This is a genomic window from Saccharopolyspora elongata (assembly GCF_004348985.1).
GTDB classification, from domain to species: Bacteria; Actinomycetota; Actinomycetes; order Mycobacteriales; family Pseudonocardiaceae; genus Saccharopolyspora; species Saccharopolyspora elongata.
In genome coordinates this window covers 1-21,167 of the sequence record NZ_SMKW01000087.1, presented here as the reverse complement: position 1 = coordinate 21,167, position 21,167 = coordinate 1, and the positions used below count along the sequence as shown (strand labels likewise).

Annotated in this window: 24 protein-coding genes; 2 read left to right on the top strand and 22 right to left on the bottom strand. The window is 68.9% G+C overall.

Going from position 1 to position 21,167, the window contains the following annotated elements; all coding sequences use genetic code 11:
- Positions 1-45: 45 nt before the first annotated feature.
- Positions 46-393 (bottom strand): ESX secretion-associated protein EspG, encoded by a 348-nt coding sequence (locus E1288_RS39030; protein WP_235884120.1) that lies wholly within the window; start codon positions 391-393, stop codon positions 46-48.
- A gap of 201 nt (positions 394-594) precedes the next feature.
- Between E1288_RS39030 and E1288_RS39025 the strand changes: the two genes are divergently transcribed.
- Positions 595-906, top strand: a complete 312-nt coding sequence (locus E1288_RS39025) for a hypothetical protein (RefSeq protein ID WP_132493709.1) — start codon at positions 595-597, stop codon at positions 904-906.
- A gap of 79 nt (positions 907-985) precedes the next feature.
- Here E1288_RS39025 and E1288_RS39020 read toward each other — a convergent pair whose 3' ends face one another.
- From E1288_RS39020 to pyrR, 21 genes are all read right to left on the bottom strand, one after another.
- Positions 986-1,516 carry a DUF3558 domain-containing protein gene (locus E1288_RS39020; protein ID WP_165968492.1) on the bottom strand — a complete coding sequence of 177 codons (531 nt, stop codon included), beginning with the start codon at positions 1,514-1,516 and terminating at the stop codon, positions 986-988.
- A 118-nt stretch (positions 1,517-1,634) separates the two neighbouring features.
- Positions 1,635-2,093: a hypothetical protein gene (locus E1288_RS39015; RefSeq protein WP_132493707.1), complete on the bottom strand. Its 459-nt coding sequence runs from the start codon at positions 2,091-2,093 to the stop codon at positions 1,635-1,637.
- Entirely contained in the window at positions 2,090-3,205 is a 1,116-nt protein-coding gene (locus E1288_RS39010; RefSeq protein ID WP_132493706.1) for a serine/threonine-protein kinase, read from the bottom strand. The genes E1288_RS39015 and E1288_RS39010 overlap by 4 nt, the downstream gene beginning before the upstream one ends.
- A gap of 88 nt (positions 3,206-3,293) precedes the next feature.
- Complete coding sequence (locus E1288_RS39005; protein WP_132493705.1) at positions 3,294-3,596, bottom strand: hypothetical protein; 303 nt, start codon at positions 3,594-3,596, stop codon at positions 3,294-3,296.
- Between the two features lie 170 nt (positions 3,597-3,766).
- Complete coding sequence (locus E1288_RS39000; protein ID WP_132493704.1) at positions 3,767-4,462, bottom strand: hypothetical protein; 696 nt, start codon at positions 4,460-4,462, stop codon at positions 3,767-3,769.
- 11 nt (positions 4,463-4,473) lie between these two features.
- On the bottom strand, positions 4,474-5,175 hold the full coding sequence (locus tag E1288_RS38995; protein ID WP_132493703.1) for a hypothetical protein: 702 nt from the start codon (positions 5,173-5,175) through the stop codon (positions 4,474-4,476).
- Positions 5,172-6,335 carry a WXG100 family type VII secretion target gene (locus E1288_RS38990; protein WP_132493702.1) on the bottom strand — a complete coding sequence of 388 codons (1,164 nt, stop codon included), beginning with the start codon at positions 6,333-6,335 and terminating at the stop codon, positions 5,172-5,174. The genes E1288_RS38995 and E1288_RS38990 overlap by 4 nt, the downstream gene beginning before the upstream one ends.
- A complete protein-coding gene (locus E1288_RS38985; RefSeq protein ID WP_235884119.1) occupies positions 6,332-6,655 on the bottom strand; it encodes a hypothetical protein in 324 nt (107 codons plus the stop codon). Before E1288_RS38985 ends, E1288_RS38990 begins: the two co-directional genes overlap by 4 nt.
- Before the next feature lie 357 nt (positions 6,656-7,012).
- Entirely contained in the window at positions 7,013-7,657 is a 645-nt protein-coding gene (locus E1288_RS38980; RefSeq protein WP_132493701.1) for a hypothetical protein, read from the bottom strand.
- Between the two features lie 54 nt (positions 7,658-7,711).
- Entirely contained in the window at positions 7,712-8,368 is a 657-nt protein-coding gene (locus E1288_RS38975) for a hypothetical protein (protein ID WP_132493700.1), read from the bottom strand.
- A gap of 65 nt (positions 8,369-8,433) precedes the next feature.
- On the bottom strand, positions 8,434-9,708 hold the full coding sequence (locus E1288_RS38970) for a WXG100 family type VII secretion target (protein ID WP_207954801.1): 1,275 nt from the start codon (positions 9,706-9,708) through the stop codon (positions 8,434-8,436).
- Entirely contained in the window at positions 9,705-10,028 is a 324-nt protein-coding gene (locus E1288_RS38965; protein WP_235884118.1) for a hypothetical protein, read from the bottom strand. The genes E1288_RS38970 and E1288_RS38965 overlap by 4 nt, the downstream gene beginning before the upstream one ends.
- 11 nt (positions 10,029-10,039) lie before the next feature.
- Positions 10,040-10,546, bottom strand: coding sequence for a YbaB/EbfC family nucleoid-associated protein (locus tag E1288_RS38960; protein ID WP_132493699.1), 507 nt, complete (start codon positions 10,544-10,546; stop codon positions 10,040-10,042).
- Positions 10,547-10,641: 95 nt separating this feature from the next.
- Positions 10,642-11,169 carry a hypothetical protein gene (locus tag E1288_RS38955; RefSeq protein WP_132493698.1) on the bottom strand — a complete coding sequence of 176 codons (528 nt, stop codon included), beginning with the start codon at positions 11,167-11,169 and terminating at the stop codon, positions 10,642-10,644.
- 241 nt (positions 11,170-11,410) lie between these two features.
- Positions 11,411-12,259: an orotidine-5'-phosphate decarboxylase gene (pyrF, locus tag E1288_RS38950; protein WP_132493697.1), complete on the bottom strand. Its 849-nt coding sequence runs from the start codon at positions 12,257-12,259 to the stop codon at positions 11,411-11,413.
- Positions 12,252-15,593: a carbamoyl-phosphate synthase large subunit gene (gene carB / locus E1288_RS38945; protein WP_132493696.1), complete on the bottom strand. Its 3,342-nt coding sequence runs from the start codon at positions 15,591-15,593 to the stop codon at positions 12,252-12,254. The genes pyrF and carB overlap by 8 nt, the downstream gene beginning before the upstream one ends.
- A gap of 1 nt (position 15,594) precedes the next feature.
- Positions 15,595-16,716 carry a glutamine-hydrolyzing carbamoyl-phosphate synthase small subunit gene (carA, locus tag E1288_RS38940; protein WP_132493695.1) on the bottom strand — a complete coding sequence of 374 codons (1,122 nt, stop codon included), beginning with the start codon at positions 16,714-16,716 and terminating at the stop codon, positions 15,595-15,597.
- Complete coding sequence (locus E1288_RS38935; RefSeq protein ID WP_132493694.1) at positions 16,713-17,255, bottom strand: PH-like domain-containing protein; 543 nt, start codon at positions 17,253-17,255, stop codon at positions 16,713-16,715. The genes carA and E1288_RS38935 overlap by 4 nt, the downstream gene beginning before the upstream one ends.
- Positions 17,255-18,553, bottom strand: a complete 1,299-nt coding sequence (locus tag E1288_RS38930) for a dihydroorotase (protein WP_132493693.1) — start codon at positions 18,551-18,553, stop codon at positions 17,255-17,257. Before E1288_RS38930 ends, E1288_RS38935 begins: the two co-directional genes overlap by 1 nt.
- Positions 18,554-18,785: 232 nt before the next feature.
- Complete coding sequence (locus tag E1288_RS38925) at positions 18,786-19,718, bottom strand: aspartate carbamoyltransferase catalytic subunit (RefSeq protein WP_132493721.1); 933 nt, start codon at positions 19,716-19,718, stop codon at positions 18,786-18,788.
- A complete protein-coding gene (gene pyrR, locus E1288_RS38920; RefSeq protein ID WP_132493692.1) occupies positions 19,718-20,323 on the bottom strand; it encodes a bifunctional pyr operon transcriptional regulator/uracil phosphoribosyltransferase PyrR in 606 nt (201 codons plus the stop codon). The genes E1288_RS38925 and pyrR overlap by 1 nt, the downstream gene beginning before the upstream one ends.
- 288 nt (positions 20,324-20,611) lie before the next feature.
- Here pyrR and bldD point away from each other — a divergent pair, with 288 nt between their 5' ends.
- Complete coding sequence (gene bldD, locus E1288_RS38915) at positions 20,612-21,100, top strand: transcriptional regulator BldD (protein WP_010311046.1); 489 nt, start codon at positions 20,612-20,614, stop codon at positions 21,098-21,100.
- Positions 21,101-21,167 lie beyond the last annotated feature (67 nt).

Here is a 21,167-nt window from a genome sequence, read left to right as displayed (position 1 = left end):
CAATGACACACCAGCCGGATCTGCGCCCGGCGGCCGCAGCAGGCGTCAGAGGGTTTTCAGGAGATCCTGGATCCTCGTGGCCATCCGCTGCTTGTCTGCTGGGGCGATCGTCGTCCACGCTTCCGCGCTGCGGCGGCTGTTCTCGATGAAGTACCAGCCCTTGGCGTTGGCGAAGAAGTTCGTGACCATCGGCGCCCGGCGCCGCTTGCCCTGGCCGTCCATGATGGACGCGCCGAACTGAGCCCACGCGACGCGCTGCCCGCCGGCCATCTCCACCAGCGTTCGCGCATCGTCGCGGCGAATCCCCTGCCGGGCAAGACCTTCCGCCATCGCGAGGTCGGACGCCCCGGCTGCCCTGGAAGCCTCCTCCATCACCGCGCTGCGCAGCGACACCCCGACGCCGTGATGGACGGTGTTGCCGCGGAGGGCTGGAGTTGCCTGCGAGAGGGAGAACGAACAGAGGTTGGCAGTCCCGTATCCGCTCCGCGGCTGTGTGAGACCAAGGACAACGTCGGTCAGCCATATACCATCCGGGCGTCAATCGAATACCAAAGGCATCTGCATGACCCGAACGGCGAGCTCCGGGAGTTCGTCTTGGACGTGAGCACCTCGGCCGCAGCGCACAAGGGCGAACGCACCACGGTGCAGGACCCGGCCAAGGCCCTGATCCCGGTATTCGAGATCGCCGCCAAGCACATCTGGCAGGGCAAACCCGAAGAGCTCAAGGAAGCCACCGAGGCCTTCGAACAGCTCCAGCCCCAGTGTGCCTCCCCGGCCAGCATGACGACCGAGGGCGCGACCGCGACCATGCCATCCGGCTACAAGATCACCTGCACCAATGTGCCAGGGGTGGGGACTGGCGACGCGACAACGTACGGCCAGTTGTTGCAAATCCGACCTGCCTGAGCGGAAAGAACCGTTCGCGTCCCTCGTGAGTGCCCAATCCGGCAAGAACCGGCGTGAGCAATCAGAAGCCCGCCGGGTCCTACGCGTCGGGGAGGGTTTTCAGGGTTGCTTCGGTCGTTCGCTTCGCCGCGTCGCAGCTGGTGCCGACCTCGATCGGCGCTCCCGATCGCACGAGGGCGCTGACCAGAAGCGATCCCGCGTCCGCCACGTCCACCACGAACGTGCAGCCCGTGGCGTCGTTGACCTTCGCCGCCGGGTAGCCGCCGACGTCGAGCCGCTGGGCCCGCGGCTGGGCCTCGGTGAACTGCTGGAACGTGCGCTTCGGGTCCGCCGCCACGAAGACGCCCCAGCCGGGTCCTCCCGGGGTTCCCGACTCGTACTGGCAGCCCGGCTTGCCCTCGTTCTCCCCCGGCTTCGGTTCTTGTTCCAGGCCAAGGGTTTTCGCCTGGTCCGAGGTGAGCAGCGAGCACGGGTCGCCGACTTCGATCGACTTCGCCGTCGTGGTGCGGGTGGAGCCGTTCGGCGGCTGCTCGGCGGGTGTCGCGCCGGAGCTGCAGCCCGCCAGCAGAAGTCCGGTCGCGATCGCGCCGGCCGCGATTCCCTTGCGCACGGTCCGCCTCCAGTCCGAGATTGCACTGCGAGCGGAACACTGCCACAGGAGCCGAAATTGGCACAACCATTGCTGCGCCATCCGGGTCGCCGACTGCCGGAGACCGGGAATTTCCTCGTCAGTCGTCGTTCTTACCGTTGTTCTCCATGCGCTTTTCCCAGTTCTTCTGCCGTTCTTCCCAACCTTTCCAGCGCTCTTCCCAGCGCTGTCCCGACTCGTCCGCCTGCTCGCGCCCGGGGTCGGGAAGGGGCGGCTGCGGTGTGACAGTCACGATCACCGGGGGCGGCGGAGCAGGCAGCGGGATGGTGCGCACGTCCTCGGCGACGCGGTCCGCCGCAGCGAGGATGACGCGGGCGTTGTCCGGGTTGAGCTTGCCCTGCGCCTGCGCGGTGGCGATTTCGCGGTTCAGCTCGCCGAGGGCCGCCTCGGCGGCGGCGCGGTCGTTGGCCAGCGCCGCGGTCTTCACCGCTTCCACCTGCGCGATGAGCTGCTGGCGAACCTGCGGATCGACCGGTTCCGGCGCGCTACCGCACCCAGCGAGCAGCAGCGCGAGCGCGGCGAGGAGGGCGCGTTTCATTCCCGGACCAGCCTTTCCAGGTTGGCGAGATCATCGGGCAGGCGAGCGACCCCCGCCGGCCCCGACTCCGGCGGCAGCGTCGGTGAAACGGGCGCCTCGGGCACCGAGAGGAACCCGATCAGCACCACCAGCAGCACCAGCAGTCCGCCGCCGGCCAGCAGCAGCGGCCGGCGGTTCCGCCGCTGCTGGAGCTCGGCGACCGGGAGGTGCTGCGTGACCGGCCGGTTCGGCGGCTCGGCGACCGGGAGTTGCTGGGTCATCGGCCGGTTCGGCGGCTCGGGCGGGAGTTGCGGGGCGGCCGGAATCCGCGGGATCACCTCGGTCGACCGGCCGCTGAGCAGGTCCGCGCTCTGCGCGGCCGTCGGTCGCCGCTCCGGCGCGGCGGCGGTCATCGCGATCAGCGCCCGGTGCAGGTGCGCGGGAATCCCGACCGGCACCTCCGGCGCGCGCACCAGCCTCGCCACGGCGCTTTCCGCGCCCGCACCGGGATATTCGACGCGGCCGGTGATGCATTCCAGCAGCACCAGGCCGAGCGCGTAGACGTCCGCCGGGTAGCTGACCTCGCCGCCGCTGACCTGCTCCGGCGCCATGTAGGTGGCGGTGCCGACGATGATCCCGGAACTGGTCATCCGCGCGACCGCGGCGGCGAGCCGGGAAATGCCGAAGTCGGCCAGGAAAGCCTTGCCGTCGCCTGCGATCAGCACGTTCGACGGCTTCACGTCGCGGTGCACGATCCCGTTGTCGTGCACGTGCGCCAGCACGTCGGCCAGCTGGCCGCCGAGGTCTGCGACGTGCTCCGGCGGCAGCGGGCCCGCGGCGATCGCATCCGCCAGCGTCCGGCCCTCGACGAGCTCCATGATCAGGTAGAGCTCGTCCTCGCTGGCGCTGAAGTCGTGCACGGTGACCAGGCCGGGATGGCTCAACCCGGCGAGGATCCGCGCCTCCTCGGCGAACCGCTCCCGCCCGGTGGCATCGGCACCGGAGCGGAAGACCTTGGCGGCGACGACGCGCTGCAGCCGGGTGTCCATGGCCCGGTGCACGTCGGCCATCCCGCCGGTACCCAGGCGGGCGCCCAGCCGGTAACGCCCGCCCAGCAGAGGTGCGTCGCCCATCAACCCTCCGAACAGCCGGTCACCGGGAAAACCCTAACGGACCGACGGTCCGCGCCCGAGCGGGCCGCAGTGCCCCGGCCGATCGGGGTCAGGTGAACAGGAAGACCACCGCGGTGAAGGCGAAGCCCAGCGAAATCAGGTAGCTGACGATGCGCACGACCCAGGCGAACGGCGAGAGCCGGACCTTCGCAGCCCCGTCGCTGTTGGCGAAGTCGCTCCAGAACCCCATGACGACGACGGCACCGACGGCCCCCACGACCATCCCGCCCCAGGTCAACGGCCCATTACCGCCGCCGAGGCGCATCAGCAGGAAGCCGGCGACCAGCATGACGAACGGCAGCACGGCGCCCCAAATCCGACGCCCGGTCCACCGCCACGCCTCAACCGCCACTCCTACCTCCCGCTACTCGCCATGGCACGGATCAGCTCTGACATCCTCGCTGCGCGGTTGCATGGACGTACTTCGCCTTCGTCTCCACCGGCTTCATGGCGTGCCACCAGGGATCCGTTCATCAGAAGCACACCAGAAGGCTCGGGTCGAGGGCATTCCTATCACGAGAATCAGCGGATGTTCTGGCGGATTGTGTCGGCGGTCCGTTCGGCTTCGGGGTGCTTGATGCTCAGCGACGATCCGTCCGCGAACCAGAAGCGGAGGAACCTCAACGGCTTTCCGCTGCGGCCCATCGGCACCGGGGCGATCTCCCGGATGACGTTCATCTGGACCTCGAAGCCGCACGTGACGGGGTTGTCCGGGGCGTCTCCGCCCAGCGACGTCACTCCTCGAACCACCGATTTCGCCGCTCCCAGCAGGGAAAACCCCTCGGCCGGTTCTTCCGGCGCGGATTGCGCGGTCTCGGTGTGGAGGTGCTCGGTCTCCACCACGACCCCGACCCGATGGCTGGAAACGGCGACGAAGCTCGCGTTCCCGGCCGCGGTCAGGTTGTCGCCGAACCGGACCGCGACGTCGGTCGGTGTCGCCGCCTGCACGAGCCCCCACAACCCGGGGTCGTGCACCAGCTCATCGCCCATGAAGGCACCGCCGCGCAGCGCCTTCATGGGAACCGGGCTCGTGCGGTGCTTTTCCGCCAGCCGCACGGTCGGGCCCGCCACTACGTGCGGCACGCGGTTGACGCCCTGGATCGTGGACGCGACGTAGCCTTCGCGCTCGTCGCCGCCGAACACGTAGACCAGCTGCTCAGAGCTTTGCACCCAGTGCTTCACCAGGAGCTTGACCATCGACGAAGTACTGCGTCCCACCACGGCTCCCGTCATGCCCGGCCGTAGCTCATCGCTACCAGCCTGCGCCCGTCGTCTTCGGCCGCGGACGGGCCGATCTCCAGCGCGGAACCGTCCGCGAGCTGGATCTTCAGGTAATGCGTCTTCCCGGCCTTGTACTCCCGGCCGAGCTTGCGGGTCGCAACGTCGCACGCCGTGACGACGGACCTCGGCCATTCGCCCAGGCTTCGCACGACCGGCGGTGCCGGCCCGTCATCGACCACCTCGGCGGGCTCGGCGGCGCTGCTGTCGTCGCCCCCGCCGGAGAGCAGTCCGGCTCCCATCCGCCGGGCACGGCTGAACAAGGATCCCGTCTCGGCCGCAGGCGCCTCCTCGGGATCGGAAACACCGACGAGCGCCATCCGGCGGTCGGAGAGCACCCACACCGCCCGGCCGCCGTGCTGCCGGTAGACGTCGACTAGCGAAGCCGCCGCGCAGTCGGGTTGGCCACCTACCACCACGCCCGCCGGTGCGTCCTGGTAGTTCGCCTCGCTGCCGCCGAGGGCACCGTCCGCGATCTCCAGCAGCGCACCGCCGACTCCACCGGCGACCCGCGAGGCGAAGCCCTTCTTCGGGTTGCCGGTCGCATCCCGGCCGGCCACCTCGAAGAGGTACTTGCCCCGCGCGTCGATCACCCAGCAGATCGGCTCACCCGGCTGCGCCCACGACTGCCGCAACGCGACGACTTCGATCACGAGAAGCCCTTCTCCTGCGCCGCTTTCCGTTCTTGTTCGTTCATCTGACCGGTCGCCTGGTCCTCGCCCTTACCGTAGACGTACTCGGCGCCCTGCTCGATCGCCGCGTCCTTGGCATTGGTCATGCCCGCGTCGAAGAGGGCGCCGGTGAAGCGGGTCTGGCCGCCGAGGGTGTTCGTCAGGAACCGCTGGGCCAGGTTCCCGGAGAGCGCCTCCGAACCGGTCACGCCCTGCATGAACCGGTTGCCCGTGGTCGAGGCGAAGTCGTCGCCCGCCCTCGTGAGGGTGTTGAACATGGGGTTCGCGTCCAGCCTGCGCGCCACGAACTGGGAGACCTTCCCGCCGTTGCGCAGCTCGTTCATTTTGTCGATGACCTTCCGGAGCTTGCCGACCTCGCGGACCTTCTGCAGCATCTCCTCGAGGCGCTTGACCAGCTTCGCGATCTGCATCTGGATCTTGGTGACCCGCATGGTGATGCGCACGCCGGTGGAGCCGACCTGGACCGTGGTCGTCGCACCCGCGGTCGCCACCGATGCACCCGCCGTGATCCAGGATGCCGCCAGTGCCGCCAGCCACTGCACGATCAGGCCGATGACCAGCTCGGTGATGATGTCGATGACGAACTCGACGAACATGTCGAAGATGTCCGCGATCATGTCCAGCGTGCCCTTGAGGTCGCGGACATCCGCGGCCAGGGCCTTCGCGCCGTCGCCGAATTCCGTCATCTGCTTGCGGAAGGCGTCGCCGTCCTTGCCGACCCAGGTCTCCGCCGTCGCCTGCGCCCGCTGCGGCTCCTGCTCGGCGACCTGGTCCAGCCACTTCGCGACGTTCTCCCAGCCCTCACCGGTGGCGCGCATCTGCTCCGGGTCGCCGATGGCGAACTCCGCGAGCTCGATCAGCGGGCTCAGCACGATCGACACCAGGAAGCCGAGGCCGTTGCTCATCAGCGCCTGGCCGGGGCTGGTCAGCAGTTCCAGCTGTTCCGCGCGGGCCGAAACCATGGCCACGCCCCACTCCGGCGGCGACGAGGCGTCGTTGAGGTCCTGGGCGGTGCCGACCAGCGACGAGCCGCGGCCCGCGGCCTGCTCGAACCAGTTCTTCGAGTCTCCGTCGCCCTTGTTGAGGCTCTGGAGGTCCCCCGGTCCCTGCGGCGCGCTCATCCGCCCAGCCCCTCTCCGGCCTTCTTCAGCATCTCCGAGATCTGCTGCTCGGTCTCCGCGTAGTCCTTGACCGTCTCGTCCAGCGATTCCTTCATGTGCTGCAGGAATTCCTGCGCCTTGGACGCCAGGTCCTTGCAGGAGTCCAGGCTTTCGAAGTACTTGCTGCTCAGGCCCACGGCGTCACCGATGGGACCGAAGCACTCGTCGTCGACCTTGGCCTGGTGGAGCAGGTCGGCGAGCTGGCCGAACTTGTCGGCCAGGCTCTCGCACCCCTGGCCGTGGCCGGTCAACGTGCCCGGCGTCATCTTCAAATCAGTCAAGACAGCACCCCCCTCAGCGAAGAAACGAGCCCACAGAGGAGTCCCATCGGAAATCCGCTGCGGTGATCACTTGGACGTTGCGGCACCAGCAGATGGTTCCCGATGAAAGGCGAGCAATTTCACAACACCAGAAGACGCGGGCACTTATTCCTTAATGTTCGATTTGTTCGATAAAAGATGAGTACAAGCGACGCAAAACGGACAGAAACGTGTCGCTGCCGTTCACCTCACGCTGGGCACAATTCCAAAAAAGAGCCGATGCTATGCCGGAAAACAAACCAAATTTCCGATTCCACACTTGCGATGCGTGGGCCGCCATTGCGAAAGACAGGCCACCGCAAGGCAGCTCAGCCGTGTCTACATGAAGCCCTTGACGTGGATCTTGGTGCTCACCTCGATGACGGAGCCGTCCGCGAACCGGTTCACCGAAAAACCGGACCCATCCGTGGATCGCCCCTTGAGGCTTCCCGTCATCTCCCCGAGGTGTTCCCTCGGGCACTCCCAGAGTGTCACCAGTTCCGTTCCGCCGATCAAGGACTCGGAAAGCTCTGCCACTGCGTTCATCGCGGAGCGAGCCTTGCCGAACAACCGCCCGAAACCCTTGGCACTCTCCTCGGAATTCCCTGCCTCAAGAGCAGATTCCTGCCCCGGCTTGCCCGCGATGGCGGCATCGGCTACGACAGCGATGCGGCGATCGGTACCGATGAACCAGGCTTCCGGTCCGACCGCGACCAACAGGTCGGCGCATTCGACCGCCACACGCCCGGGCGAGTCAGCCTGGATCCAGCCGCGGATCGTCGGGTCGTGTACCCACTCGTCACCATGGAAGCGCCCTTGCTGGACCAATTCCGTCGGGTAGAGTACTTCGCCGAAGTCGACGTCGAAGTCGTGCGAGTGGGATGGACGGTACGGGGCTTGGTGGCGGCCAGCGATGGTGGCACCGAAGTGCAGCTGTTCTCGGTTGCCGCCACCGTACCGCTGCAGCTTCTCCCCCTGCTGCAACCACCCGTCTTCCACGAGCTTGACGAGCTGCTTTTCCGATCTCATACCCAACACCTACTCCCGGCCGAAGGTCATGGCCAGCAAGCGATCGACCTTGCCCGCGTTGTACGAGCTGCTTCCGGGCGAAGAAAGGTCAATGGTGGACCCGTCGGTGAGGGCCACGCGCAAGAACTTCCGCTCCTGTCCCCTCGCCTTGTACTCGGCAGCGTCGATGTTCGAGATGATGTTCCTGGGAAACTCGGCGTGCACCGTCAGCCCTGGCAGCTCCACTGTGCGGGCCCGCTGATCCACAGCCGCGTCGCCATCGCCGGAATCACCGCTGATCTTCTTCTTCAGGCCGCCCAACAAGCCGCCCTCGGCACCTGCATCCGGCTTCTTCTCGGAGAATTCGAGCAGCCCGAGCCGATGGGACGTCAAGATCCACACGAACTCGGGCCCGCCCTTGTCGTTCACACCACTGGCCTGCCACTGGCCTAGGTGCGAGGCAGCGAAGCAGTCCCGGTTCTGACCTGAAACGATCGCCGTCGGAACGCTCGGTGTGTTGTTGCCACTATCTCCATCCGAAGGAGAGATCGCCTCGAGCGCAAGCCCTGCGACACCGCTTGCGACGCCCCCGAGCACCTTGCCCGCGGTCCACCGCTTTTCGCCCCGTTCATCGAGTCCGGCCACCTGGTAGAAGACGTACTTCGCCTTCGCTCCCACCGACTTCATGGGGTGGCACCACAGGATCCGTTCATCGGGAGAACACCAGAACGCTCGGGCGGACAACACCTCTATCACGAGAAACCACGCTCCTGAGCCTGGTCACGTTGCTCGTCCGACAAATCCCCTTGGAACCAGCCCTTGCCGGTGTCGTAGACCGCGTTCGCACCCTGTTCGATCGCCGCGCCCGTCACCACGTCGGTACCGGCAGCCATCGCCGCTTGACCGAAGGTGGCCTTGCCACCCAAGACACCGGTCAGCACGTGCGATGTCGCCGTGCTGGCCAACCCCTGAACGCCCTTGAGGTCCTTCACGAACTGATCGCGTTCCGCCTGGATCGCCGCCTTGGCGTCGCCCGACGCGTTCGCGATGCGGTCGTCGAAGTTCCGCAGCGTATCGGCGTGCTGCTTCTCCACGTCCTGGAGGAACTTGCCCCCCTTGGTCGTGAGGTCACTCCCGTCCGCCTTGGTGAGGAACTTAGCCACCGGGTTCGAGTCGATCTTCCGCGCGATCGCCTTCTCGAACATGTTGCCGTCGCGCATGTCGTTCATCTTGTCGATGACCTTGCGGAGCTTGCCCGCTTCGCGGAGCTTCTGCAGCAGACGCTCGATCTTCTGGAATATCTGGAAGAGCTTGCGCTGAACCTGCATGACCCGCGTCGTGATGCGAACACCGGTGGCCCCGACCTGAACCGCTGTCCCCGCACTGGCCGCACCTACTGAAGCCCCAGCAGTGATCCAGGATGCCGCCAGGGCCGCCAGCCACTGGACGATCAGGCCGATGATCAGCTCGGTGACCGTCTGGATGAAGAACTCGACGACCATGTCGAAGATGTCCGCGATCATGTCCAAGGTGCCCTTGAGATCGCGGATGTCGGCGGCCAGTGCCTTGGTTCCCTCACCGAACTCGGTCATCTGCTTGCGGAAGGCGTCGCCGTCCTTGCCGACCCAGGTTTCGGCCGTCGCCTGCGCCCGCTGCGGCTCCTGCTCGGCGACCTGGTCAAGCCACTTCGCGACGTTCTCCCAGCCCTCACCGGTGGAACGCATCTGCTCGGGGTCGCCGATCGCCCATTCGACCAGTTCGATCAGCGGGCTGAGCACGATCGACACGAGGAAGCCCAGCCCGTTGCTCATCAGCGACTGACCTGGACTGGCCAACGAGGTCAGCACTTCGGCCCGGGCCGAGAAGGACGCCGCGCCCCACTCCGGAGGCGAAGACGCATCGGCGAGATCCTGACCGGCGGCCACCCACGATGAACCTCTGCCGGCGGCCTGCTCAAACCAGTTCTTCGAATTCCCGTCGCCGTTGTTCAGGCTCTGGAGGTCACCAGGTCCCTGCGGCGCGCTCATCCGCCCAATCCCTCCCCAGCCTTCTTCAGCATCTCGGAGATCTGCTGCTCCGTCTCGGCGTAGTCCTTGACCGTGTCGTCCAACGACTGCTTCGTCTTGACGAGGAATTGCTGCGCCTTGGACGCGAGGTCCTGACATTCGTGCAGGCTGTCGAAGTAGATACCGCTCAGGCCAACCGCGTCGCCGATGGGGCCGAAGCACTGGTCGTCGACCTCGGCTTGTTGGAGCAGGCCGGCGAGTTGGCCGAACTTGTCGGCCAGGCTTTCGCAGCCCTGGCCGTGGCCGGTCAGGGTTCCCGGCGTCATCTTCAAGTCAGTCAAGACAATCCCTCTCAGCGCAGGAAGGAGCCCGAGGAGAAGTCGTCATCGTCGTAGCCGGCACTCCGCTGCGGCGGCCGCTGCGGCGTTGCCGGAGCCGCCGACGGCGGGCGGTTCGGGGCGGGCGGCGGCGTGGGACTGCCCTGCTCGGGCGTCTCGTCCACGGCGGTCGGCTTGATCGCCACGCCTTCGACGTTGAACGCCTCCTGGAACTTGTCGAACTGGTCGCCGAGGATCGGCGCCACCGCGTCGTTCATCTGCTCCGCCGCGATCGCCGTCGCCTGGCGGATGGTGGCCATGATCTGCTGCTGCAGTTCGTTGGCGGACTGGCGCACCGCGTTCGGCGCCAGGCGCAGGTCCAGCACCGCTCCCGACGGCGCCACGGTCACCGTCACCGACCGGTCCTGGCTGCTCGCCGTGCCCTGCATGTCCTGCATCTTGGACTGCAGCTCCGACGCCTTCTGCGCCTGCTCCTCGAACTTGCGCATCATTTCCTGGATACGCTCAGACGCGCTGCTCACCGTCTGTCCCCTTTAACTTCCGATCCGTTGGGGCCGAGACTATCCGACCGGCCACGGCCCCTCGTGCCGTTCGAAAATCCGTTCCCGCGAGCAAATCAGCCGCGGGCGTGCAGCCCATTGCCGAAACGGACACGCCGCGCAATTTGCACGAGGACCACCACGATCATCAGGCTGGACGCGGCCATCAGCCCCATCAGGACGTACTGCCCGGTCTTGTCGTAGCGCTCCGGCAGGACCACCGACGTCGGCCCCGTGCAGCGGACCTCGGCGGCGCCGGAGAACCACGCCGGTTCCGGCCCCGGCAGCCGCGCGCTGCGGAGGCTGTTCGCCGGGCGGTCGGGGACGAACTCGCGCGCCTCGCCGGCCTCCGGGACCACCTGGCACTTCACGTACTCGTCCCGGTGGGCGGCGAGACCGAACGGCTGCCCCCGATCGAGCTCCACGCGCGCGACCGGATCGGCCGTGGCCTGGCCCTGGCCGACGGCGCCGGACCAGATCGCGGCGCTGGTGGAAACCAGGAAGTAGCCGCCGGTGACCAGCCAGACCAGCACCAGGACGACGATCCACCGCAGCACGCGAGGCGGTTTCTTCTGCGCAACAGCGCCGTTCGTTGCGGGATGCACGCGGACTTCGTACCAGACACCGGTCGCCCGAGCGGCCGAGGCTCAAGCCCTCGGATTCCCCTCCGGAGCCGGTGGGACTCCGAAATCGTCCACAGCGGCAGATCGGGCACCACCGCCTAGACCGGGACCGCCGAGACGCGAAGGGCGCCGCCGGTGAACTGCTCCCCGGTGGTCGGAACTGAATTTCTCAGTCCAACCACCGGGGAGCAGTCGTATGGCGGCGCCCTTCACCTGGAACGAATCAGCCCTGGAGGAGTTCGGTCACCTCGTCGCGGATCCTGCGGGCTGTCGAGCGTAGGCCGTCGACCGTCGGGCCGTGGCGGAGGACGTCGCGGGCCGTCGCCGGGAGGACGTTCGGCAACGCCTTCCCGAACACCGCCCGCAGGCCCTGCACCGTCGCGCCCTGGGCGCCCAGGCCCGGGGCCAGGATGGGGCCGTTGAGGCGGGAGAAGTCCAGCTCCTCCGGGCGGATCGTGGCTCCCGCCACCACCCCCACGTGCCCCATCGGCTCCGTCCCCGCGTTGGTCTCCGCCGCCGAGTCCACGATGTACTGGGCGACCGAGTCGCCGCTGCCGTGGATCGACTGCTGCAGGCCCGCGCCTTCCGGGTTGGAGGTCCGCGCCAGCACGAACACCCCGCGCCCCGTCTGCTCCGCGATGCCGATGGCCGGGGCCAGCGAGCCGTAGCCGAGGTACGGCGACACCGTGATCGCATCGGCCGCCAGCGGCGCGTGCTCGTCCAGGTAGGCCATCGCGTACGCCGTCATCGTGGAGCCGATGTCGCCGCGCTTGATGTCCAGCAGCACCAGCGCGCCGGCCTGCTGCGCCTCCCGGATCGTCCTCTCCAGCACCGCGATCCCGGCCGAGCCGTACACCTCGAAGAACGCCGACTGCGGCTTGAGCACCGCGACCTCACCGGCCAGCGCCTCCACCGCGGTCATCGCGAACCGCTCCAGCGACTGCGGGTTCTCGTCGAGGTCCCAGGCGTGCAACAGCGACGGGTGCGGGTCGATGCCGACGCACAGCGCACCGCGCGCCTGCACCGAGTCCGCCAGCCGCCGGCCGAAGCCCGCCCGCAGCGGGTCAGTCATTGCTCTGCTCACCGCCTTCGCTCAGGGCCGCCTGCAGCGCCTGCAAGGACCGGACGCCGATGTTGCCCTGGATGGCGGCCTCGATGCCCTGCACCGCCGCCGCCGCGCCCTGCACCGTCGTGATGCACGGGATGTCGCGGGACACCGCCGCGGTGCGGATCTCGTAGCCGTCGACGCGCGGGCCCGGGTTGCCGTACGGGGTGTTGATCACCATCTCGACCTCGCCGGCCTTGATGAGCTCGACGATGTCGCGCTCCTGGCCGTCCTTCTCGGTGTGCTTGCGCACCAGGGTCGACGGGATCCCGTTGCGGCGCAACACCTCCGCGGTGCCGCTGGTGGCCAGGATCTCGAACCCGAGGTCCGCCAGCCGCTTGACCGGGAACACCAGGGACCGCTTGTCCTTGTTCGCCACCGACACGAACACCCGGCCCGAGGTGGGCAGCGAGCCGTACGCGCCGGCCTGCGACTTGGCGAAGGCCTGCCCGAAGGAGACGTCGATGCCCATCACCTCGCCGGTGGACTTCATCTCCGGCCCGAGCAGCGAATCCACGCCGACGCCCTCGCGGGTGCGGAACCGGTGGAACGGCAGCACGGCTTCCTTCACCGCGACCGGCGCGTCGGCCGGCAGGTCCGCGCCGTCGCCCTCCGCGGGCAGGATGCCCTCCGCGCGCAGGTCCGCGATCTTGGCACCGAGCATGATCCGGGCCGCCGCCTTGGCCAGCGGCGCGGCGGTCGCCTTCGACACGAACGGCACCGTCCGCGAGGCGCGCGGGTTGGCCTCCAGCACGTACAGCACGTCGTCCTTGAGCGCGTACTGCACGTTCAGCAGGCCGTGCACGCCGATGCCCTGCGCAATGGCCTCAGTGGACTTCCGCACCTGCTCGATGTCCTGGCGCCCCAACGTGATCGGCGGCAGTGCGCACGCCGAGTCGCCGGAGTGGATGCCGGCCTCCTCGATGTGCTCCATCACGCCGGCGAGGTAGACGTCGGTGCCGTCGCAGAGCGCGTCCACGTCGATCTCGATCGCGTCGTCGAGGAAGTTGTCCACCAGCACCGGGTGTTCCGGGGTGACCTCGGTGGCGCGGGCGATGTAGTTCTCCAGCGAAGCCTCGTCGTAGACGATCTCCATGCCCCGGCCGCCGAGCACGTAGGACGGCCGCACCAGCACCGGGTAGCCGATCTCGTCGGCGATCCGCTTGGCGCCCTCGAACGACGTCGCGGTGCCGTACTTCGGCGCGGGCAGGCCCGCCCCGGCGAGCACGTCGCCGAACGCGCCGCGGTCCTCGGCCAGGTGGATCGCCTCCGGCGGCGTGCCCACGATCGGCACCCCGGCGTCGGCCAGCCGCTTCGCCAAGCCCAGCGGGGTCTGGCCGCCGAGCTGCACGATCACGCCCGCCACGGTGCCGGACTGCTGCTCGGAGTGCACGACCTCCAGGACGTCCTCGAAGGTCAGCGGCTCGAAGTACAGCCGGTCCGAGGTGTCGTAGTCGGTGGAGACCGTCTCCGGGTTGCAGTTGACCATCACGGTCTCGTACCCGGCCTCGCGCAGCGCCATCGCGGCGTGCACGCAGGAGTAGTCGAACTCGATGCCCTGGCCGATGCGGTTCGGACCGGAACCGAGGATGATCACCTTCGGCCGCTCGCGCTGCTCGGTGACCTCCGACTCGGCCGCCGGGTCGGACTCGTAGGCCGAGTAGTGGTACGGCGTCCGGGCCGCGAACTCCGCCGCGCAGGTGTCGACCGTCTTGTACACCGGCCGCACGCCCAACCGGTGCCGCAGCGCGCGAACGCCGTCCTCACCGGCCAGTTCCGGCCGCAGCGCGGCGATCTGCCGGTCCGACAGCCCGGCCCGCTTGGCGCGCCGCAGCAGCGCCGCGTCCAGCACCGGCGCCTCGACCAGCTCGCCGCGCAGTTCGACCCATGCCGCGATCTGGTCGACGAACCACGGGTCGATGCCCGAGGCCTCGTGCACCTGCTCGATCGAAGCGCCCAGCCGCAGCGCGCGCTCCACCGTGTACAGCCGCCCGTCGTGCGGCGTGCGCAGTTCGTCCAAAATAGACTCGACGGTCACGCCTCCGGGGCCGGCCCCAAGAGAATCAGGCACCGTCCAGAAGCCGGCCGCCTTCGTCTCCATCGAGCGCAGCGCCTTGCCCAGCGCCTCGGAGAAGCTGCGGCCCACGGCCATCGCCTCGCCGACGCTCTTCATCGTCGTGGTCAGCTCCTGGTCCGCGCCCGGGAACTTCTCGAAGGCGAACCGCGGCACCTTCACCACCACGTAGTCCAGCGTCGGCTCGAAGCTCGCCGGGGTCTCGCCGGTGATGTCGTTCTGGATCTCGTCGAGCGTGTAGCCCACGGCCAGCTTCGCGGCGATCTTGGCGATCGGGAAGCCGGTGGCCTTCGACGCCAGCGCCGAGGACCGCGACACCCGCGGGTTCATCTCGATGACGACCATCCGGCCGGTGCCCGGGTGGATGGCGAACTGGATGTTGCAGCCGCCGGTGTCCACCCCGACCTCGCGCAGCACCGCGATGCCCACGTTGCGCATGTGCTGGTACTCGCGGTCGGTCAGCGTCATCGACGGCGCCACGGTCACCGAGTCACCGGTGTGCACGCCCATCGCGTCGATGTTCTCGATCGAGCAGATGACCACCACGTTGTCGGCGTGGTCGCGCATCAGCTCGAGCTCGTACTCCTTCCAACCGAGGACGCTCTCCTCGATCAGCACCTCGTGCACCGGCGACTCGGCCAGCCCGAAGGAGGCCATCCGCTCCAGGTCTTCCTCGGTGTGCGCCATGCCCGAGCCCAGGCCGCCCATGGTGAAGCTGGGCCGGATCACCACCGGCAGGCCGCGCTCGGCGACAAACGCGCGCACGTCGTCCATCGACTTGCACACCGCCGACTCCGGCACCTCGCCGCCGACGGCGCGCACGATGTCCTTGAACCGCTGCCGGTCCTCGCCGCGCTGGATCGCCTCGAAGTCGGCGCCGATCAGCTCCACGCCGTACTTCTCCAGCGTTCCGCGCTCGTGCAGCGCGACCGCCGTGTTCAGCGCGGTCTGCCCGCCGAGGGTGGCCAGGATCGCGTCCGGCCGCTCGGCCTCGATCACCTTCTCCACGAACTCCGGGGTGATCGGCTCGATGTAGGTCGCATCGGCGAACTCCGGGTCCGTCATGATCGTCGCCGGGTTCGAGTTCACCAGCGAGACGCGGATGCCCTCTTCGCGCAGCACCCGGCACGCCTGCGTACCGGAGTAGTCGAACTCGCACGCCTGGCCGATCACGATCGGCCCGGAACCGATGACGAGTACGTGCTTGATATCGGTCCTCTTCGGCATATCAGCGCGCCTCACTCATCAGGTCAACGAACTTGTCGAACAGCGGCGCGGCGTCGTGCGGGCCCGCCGCCGCTTCGGGGTGGTACTGGACGCTGAACGCCGGGCCGTCGAGCAGCCGGAGGCCCTCGACCGCACCGTCGTTCGCGCAGTGATGGCTGACCATCGCGCGGCCGAAGTCGGTGTCGAACCGCTCGCCCGGCTCGCCCTCGACGGCGAAGCCGTGGTTCTGCGCGGTGATCGCGACCTGGCCGGTCTCGACGTCGATCACCGGGATGTTGATGCCCCGGTGCCCGTAGCGCAGCTTGTAGGTGCCTCGGCCGAGCGCCCGGCCGAGGATCTGGTTGCCGAAGCAGATGCCGAACAGCGGCAGCTTGCGGTCCAGGGCCTGGCGGGTCAGCTCGACCTGCTGGTCGGTGGTGGCCGGGTCGCCAGGGCCGTTGGACAGGAACAGCCCGTCCGGCTTGACCGACAGCACCTCGTCCAGCGTGGACGCCAGCGGCAGCACGTGGACCTCGATGCCGCGCTCGGCCATCATCCGCGGCGTGTTGGACTTGATGCCCAGGTCGAGCGCGGCCACGGTGAACCGCTTCTCGCCGATGGCGGGCACGACGTAGGGCTCGGCGGTGGTCACGTCGCCCGCCAGCGAGGCGCCGACCATCTCGGCGCTCGCCTTGACCGCGGCGACCATCTCGTCGTCGGAGCCGAGTTCCGGCCCGGAGAAGATGCCGCCGCGCATCGCGCCCAGCTCGCGGACGTGGCGGGTCAGGGTGCGGGTGTCGATGCCCGCGATGCCGACGATGTCCTGCCGCTCCAGCTCCTCGACCAGCGACCGGCGGGAGCGCCAGTTCGACGGGATGCGGGCGGGATCGCGGACGGCGTAGCCGGCGACCCAGATCTGCTTCGACTCGTCGTCCTCGTCGTTCCAGCCGGTGTTGCCGATCTGCGGCGCGGTCTGCACCACGATCTGGCGGTGGTACGAGGGATCGGTCAGGGTCTCCTGGTAGCCGGTCATGCCGGTGGTGAACACGACCTCACCTAGGGTGCGGCCCACCTTGCCGTAGGCCTCCCCGCGGAAGATCCGGCCATCCTCGAGCACCAGTGCGGCCCGGATGTGGTCGCTCATTTCTCCTCCTGCCGCGAGCTCGCGGTCTCGTGTTGCGTCGGCTCGTCAGCGGGCGCCAGTGCCCGGACCGCCTCGACCCACTCGGTCTGCGTTGTCTTGTCGTCGCCGCGGAACCCGGTGTCCAGCAGCTGCTCGCCCAGCCGCCAGGTCACCACGACCAGGCCGGCACCGGGCACCACCTTGTTGGCCAGCTTGTGGTCCAGGCGGCTGTCCACGATGGACTCCGCCGGGATCCACACGTCGCTGGCCCCGGTTCGTCGCAGCAGCAGGCCCGCGGCGTGCAGGTGCGCGGTGCCGTTGGCGCGGTACCCGATGTCGCCGACCGCGATGCGGTCCTGCCAGTCGGTGGCCTTCGTGGTGCCGACGTACATGCCGGTCGCGGCGGGCAGCAACTCCTCGCCCGGTTCGGCCGGCGGCGCCGGGAAGTCCGGCAGCTCGGCGGCCTGGCGGCGCGCCCGGCCGGCCCAGCCCCGCCACATGCCGAAGAACACCAGGGCGACCAGCGCGGCCATCCCCAGCACCCACAGGAAGCGTTCCATCAGCGCGTCACCTTGCCCTCGTGCGCGGTGATCCGGCCGCGCAGCAGCGTCGCGACCACGCGGCCGGGCAGCCGCATGCCCTCGAACGGCGAGTTCTCGCCGAGGCTGGCCAGCTCCGCGGCGCGCACCGTCCACTCGGCGTCGGGGTCGACCAGCACCAGGTTCGCCGGTTCGCCCGCGGCGACCAGGCGGCCCTGGTTCGTCAGCCCGGCGATCTCGGCGGGCCGCTCGCTCATCACCCGCGCCACGCCCCGCCAGTCCAGCAGCCCGGAGCGCACCATCGTCTGCACGACGATGCCGAGCGCGGTCTGCAGGCCGAGCATGCCCGGCTTCGCCGCGGACCACTCGCAGTCCTTGTCCTGCGCGGCGTGCGGGGCGTGGTCGGTGGCCACGCAGTCCACGGTGCCGTCGGCCAGCGCCTGGCGCAGCGCCAGCACGTCGGCATCGGTGCGCAGCGGCGGGTTGACCTTGTTGATCGGGTCGTAGGTCGCCAGCCGGTCGTCGGTCAGCAGCAGGTGATGCGGCGTGACCTCGGCCGACACCCTCCCGTTCGCCTCCCGGGACTTCCACCAGCGCAGGATCTCAGCGGTGCCTTCGGTGGAAACGTGGCAGATGTGCAGCGTGCCGCCGGTGTGCCCGGCGAGCAGGCAGTCGCGCGCCACGATCGCTTCCTCCGCCGGTGCGGGCCAGCCGGCCAGGCCCAGCCGGGCGGCGTTCGCGCCCTCGTGCGCCTGCGCGCCCGCGGTCAGCCGCGGCTCCTCGGCGTGCTGCGCGACGACGCCGCCGAAGGACTTCGTGTACTCCAGCGCGCGGCGCATGATCAGCGGGTCGTGCACGCAGTGGCCGTCGTCGGAGAACACCCGGACCTCGGCGACGCTGCGGCGCATGGTGCCCAGCTCGGCGAGCTTCTCGCCCTTGAGCCCCACCGTCACCGCGCCCACCGGGTGCACGTCGACCAGGCCGACCTCGCGGCCGCGCCGCCACACGTGCTCGACGATCACCGCGTTGTCGGCGACCGGATCGGTGTTGGCCATCGCGAAGACCGCCGTGTAGCCGCCGAGCGCGGCGGCCATCGAACCCGTCTCGACGGTTTCGGCGTCCTCCCGGCCCGGCTCCCGCAGGTGCGTGTGCAGGTCCACGAAGCCCGGCAGCGCCACGGCCCCGTTGGCCTGAATGATCTCGTCAGCATCGGTGTCGAGATCCGCGCCGATCTCGGCGATGACCTCGCCGTCAACCAGCACGTCCACCGGCTCACCCTCGCCGTAAGGGCGGACGTCCTTCAACAACACCCGGCTCATGGAAGTACCGCCTCTCCGCGATTCACAGTTGTGGTTACGTCCCAGGTCAAACGCGCGTTTCGCGGTTTCCTGTGGCCGGTTTGCGTCACGTTCCCCTGAGGTGCGGTGAGCAGGACTGGGGTTGACACAGGCTGCTCATGCCCAACCCGCGCGTTTTGCGGTTTCCTGTGGCTGGTTTGCGTCACGTTCCCCTGAGGTGCGGTGAGCAGGACTGGGGTTGACACGGGGTTGCTCATGCGCCGAGCTCCTCTCCGGCGAGCAGGTGGTAGAGCACCGCCATCCGCACGTGCACGCCATTGCTGACCTGCTGGGTGATGGCGGCGCGCGGCGAATCGGCCACGGCCGGCGCGATCTCCATGCCGCGCAGCATCGGGCCGGGGTGCAGGACCACCGCGTGCTCGGGCAGCCTGCCCAGCCGCGCCTCGTTGAGGCCGTAGGCGATCGAGTACTCGCGCGCCGACGGGAAGAAGCCGCCGTGCATCCGCTCGGCCTGGACCCGCAGCATCATCACCGCGTCCAGCTTCGGCAGCTCCGGGTCCAGCTCGTGGCGCACCTCCGCGCCCCACTGCTGCGCCCCGGCCGGCACCAGCGTCGGCGGCGCGACCAGCACCACCTCGGCGCCGAGGGTGCGCAGCAGGTGCACGTTCGAGCGCGCCACCCGGCTGTGCAGCAGGTCGCCGACGATGGCGATGCGGCGCCCGGCCAGCTCGCCCAGCCGCTCCCGCAGCGTCGCGGCGTCCAGCAGCGCCTGGGTGGGGTGCTCGTGCATGCCGTCGCCGGCGTTGACGACCTGGGTGCCGACCTCGTCCAGCCAGCCGGCCAGCCGTTGCGCCGCGCCCGAGGCGGGGTGCCGGACGATCACGCAGTCGGCCCCGGCGGCGGCCAGCGTCAGCGCGGTGTCGCGCAGCGACTCGCCCTTGTTCACCGAAGAACTGCTGGCCGAGACGTTGATCACGTCGGCGCTCATCCACTTCCCGGCGACCTCGAAGGACACCCGGGTGCGCGTGGAGTTCTCGTAGAACAGGGTCACCACGGTCCGGCCGCGCAGCGTCGGCAGCTTCTTGACCTCGCGCCCCAGCAGCGTCTGCTTCAGGGTGTCGGCGGTGTCGAGCACGCTCGTCGCGGTGGCGGCGTCCAGACCTTCGGTGGACAGCAGGTGGCGCATCACCGGACCTCCTCGTCCTGCGTGGCGTCCGGGCGGCGCAGCACGACTCGGTCGGTGCCGTCGGTCTCGGCGAGCTGGACCGCGACGCCCTCGGAGCGCGAGGTGGGGACGTTCTTGCCGACGTAGTCGGCGCGGATCGGCAGCTCGCGGTGCCCGCGGTCGACCAGCACCGCCAGCTGCACCGCCCGCGGCCGACCCTGGTCGCGCAGGGCGTCGAGGGCGGCCCGCACGGTCCGGCCGGAGAACAGCACGTCGTCGACGAGCACGACCAGCGCGTTGTCGATGCCCTGCGCGGGCAGGCTGGTGGGCTCCAGCGGACGGTTCGGGCGGTGCCGCAGGTCGTCGCGGTAGAGCGTGATGTCGAGGATGCCGGTGGGCACCGTCACGTCGCTGAATTCGCTGATCTTCGCGGCCAGCCGCTGGGCCAGCGAGGTTCCCCTCGTCGGGATGCCCAGCAGCACCACGTCGCTGCTTCCGGTGTCCAGCGCGGTCTTCTCGATGATCTGGTGGGCGATCCGGGCTATCGTGCGCGCAACGTCACCGGCCGAAAGCAGCTCTCGCTGCCCGACCGGATCCGTCGCGTCCGCCGGTTGGCGTGACGCCACGGTGCGACCTCCTTCCCCGCCTCACGGGACGGGTCCTTAAAGGATGGTGTGTGAGCTGCCCCGCAGTCTCCGGGTCGGAAACCACTGCCGACCGCTGGGCTGCCTTGTACGCTATCAGCGCTGCGAGGTCAATCGTCCGGGTGGTGTGGTGGTGTTCGCCGCATTGCCAGCAAAGACCAACTTGACCTGGTGACGCTCGCGAGCGAACATTACTCTCCGTATCGATCTGAGCTTTGCTCCCCGGTCGCCGTTATCGGCTAACGGGGCGAACGAACGGAGAAACGCCACATGGGCGACTACGCCAAGGCGCTGGGCAGCAAGCTCCGCGCTATCCGCCAGCAGCAGGGTCTGTCGCTGCACGGCGTCGAGCAGAAGTCTGGCGGGCGGTGGAAGGCCGTGGTCGTCGGGTCCTATGAGCGAGGCGACCGTGCGGTGACCGTGCAGAAGCTGGCCGAACTGGCCGACTTCTACGGTGTTCCGGTCGCGGAACTGCTTCCCGAAGGTCGGGTGCCCTCCGGCGCCGAACCTGCCACCAAGGTTGTGATCAACCTGGAGCGGCTGCAGCAGCTACCTGCGGAGAAGGTGGGCCCGCTGGCCCGCTACGCGGCCACCATCCAGAGCCAGCGCGGTGACTACAACGGCAAGGTGCTGTCCATCCGCACCGAGGACCTGCGATCCCTGGCCATCATCTACGACATGACGCCAGGCGAGCTCACCGAGCAGCTCATCGACTGGGGCGTGCTTCCCCCGGAGGCCCGCCCAGCCCGGGAGGAGTGACACGACACCCGGCCCACCCGTTCGAGTGGGCCGGGCACGTGACGGGGCACCCACCGCGACCAACGGC

Excerpts from the sequence above, each read along its gene's own strand:
- E1288_RS39015 (WP_132493707.1), bottom strand. The coding sequence starts at position 2,093 with ATGAAACGCGCCCTCCTCGCCGCGCTCGCGCTGCTGCTCGCTGGGTGC.
- E1288_RS39010 (WP_132493706.1), bottom strand. The coding sequence starts at position 3,205 with ATGGGCGACGCACCTCTGCTGGGCGGGCGTTACCGGCTGGGCGCCCGC.
- E1288_RS38990 (WP_132493702.1), bottom strand. The coding sequence starts at position 6,335 with ATGAGCGCGCCGCAGGGACCGGGGGACCTCCAGAGCCTCAACAAGGGC.
- E1288_RS38975 (WP_132493700.1), bottom strand. The coding sequence starts at position 8,368 with ATGAAGTCGGTGGGAGCGAAGGCGAAGTACGTCTTCTACCAGGTGGCC.
- E1288_RS38970 (WP_207954801.1), bottom strand. The coding sequence starts at position 9,708 with ATGAGCGCGCCGCAGGGACCTGGTGACCTCCAGAGCCTGAACAACGGC.
- pyrF (WP_132493697.1), bottom strand. The coding sequence starts at position 12,259 with ATGACTGACCCGCTGCGGGCGGGCTTCGGCCGGCGGCTGGCGGACTCG.
- carB (WP_132493696.1), bottom strand. The coding sequence starts at position 15,593 with ATGCCGAAGAGGACCGATATCAAGCACGTACTCGTCATCGGTTCCGGG.
- carA (WP_132493695.1), bottom strand. The coding sequence starts at position 16,716 with ATGAGCGACCACATCCGGGCCGCACTGGTGCTCGAGGATGGCCGGATC.
- E1288_RS38935 (WP_132493694.1), bottom strand. The coding sequence starts at position 17,255 with ATGGAACGCTTCCTGTGGGTGCTGGGGATGGCCGCGCTGGTCGCCCTG.
- E1288_RS38930 (WP_132493693.1), bottom strand. The coding sequence starts at position 18,553 with ATGAGCCGGGTGTTGTTGAAGGACGTCCGCCCTTACGGCGAGGGTGAG.
- E1288_RS38925 (WP_132493721.1), bottom strand. The coding sequence starts at position 19,718 with ATGCGCCACCTGCTGTCCACCGAAGGTCTGGACGCCGCCACCGCGACG.
- bldD (WP_010311046.1), top strand. The coding sequence starts at position 20,612 with ATGGGCGACTACGCCAAGGCGCTGGGCAGCAAGCTCCGCGCTATCCGC.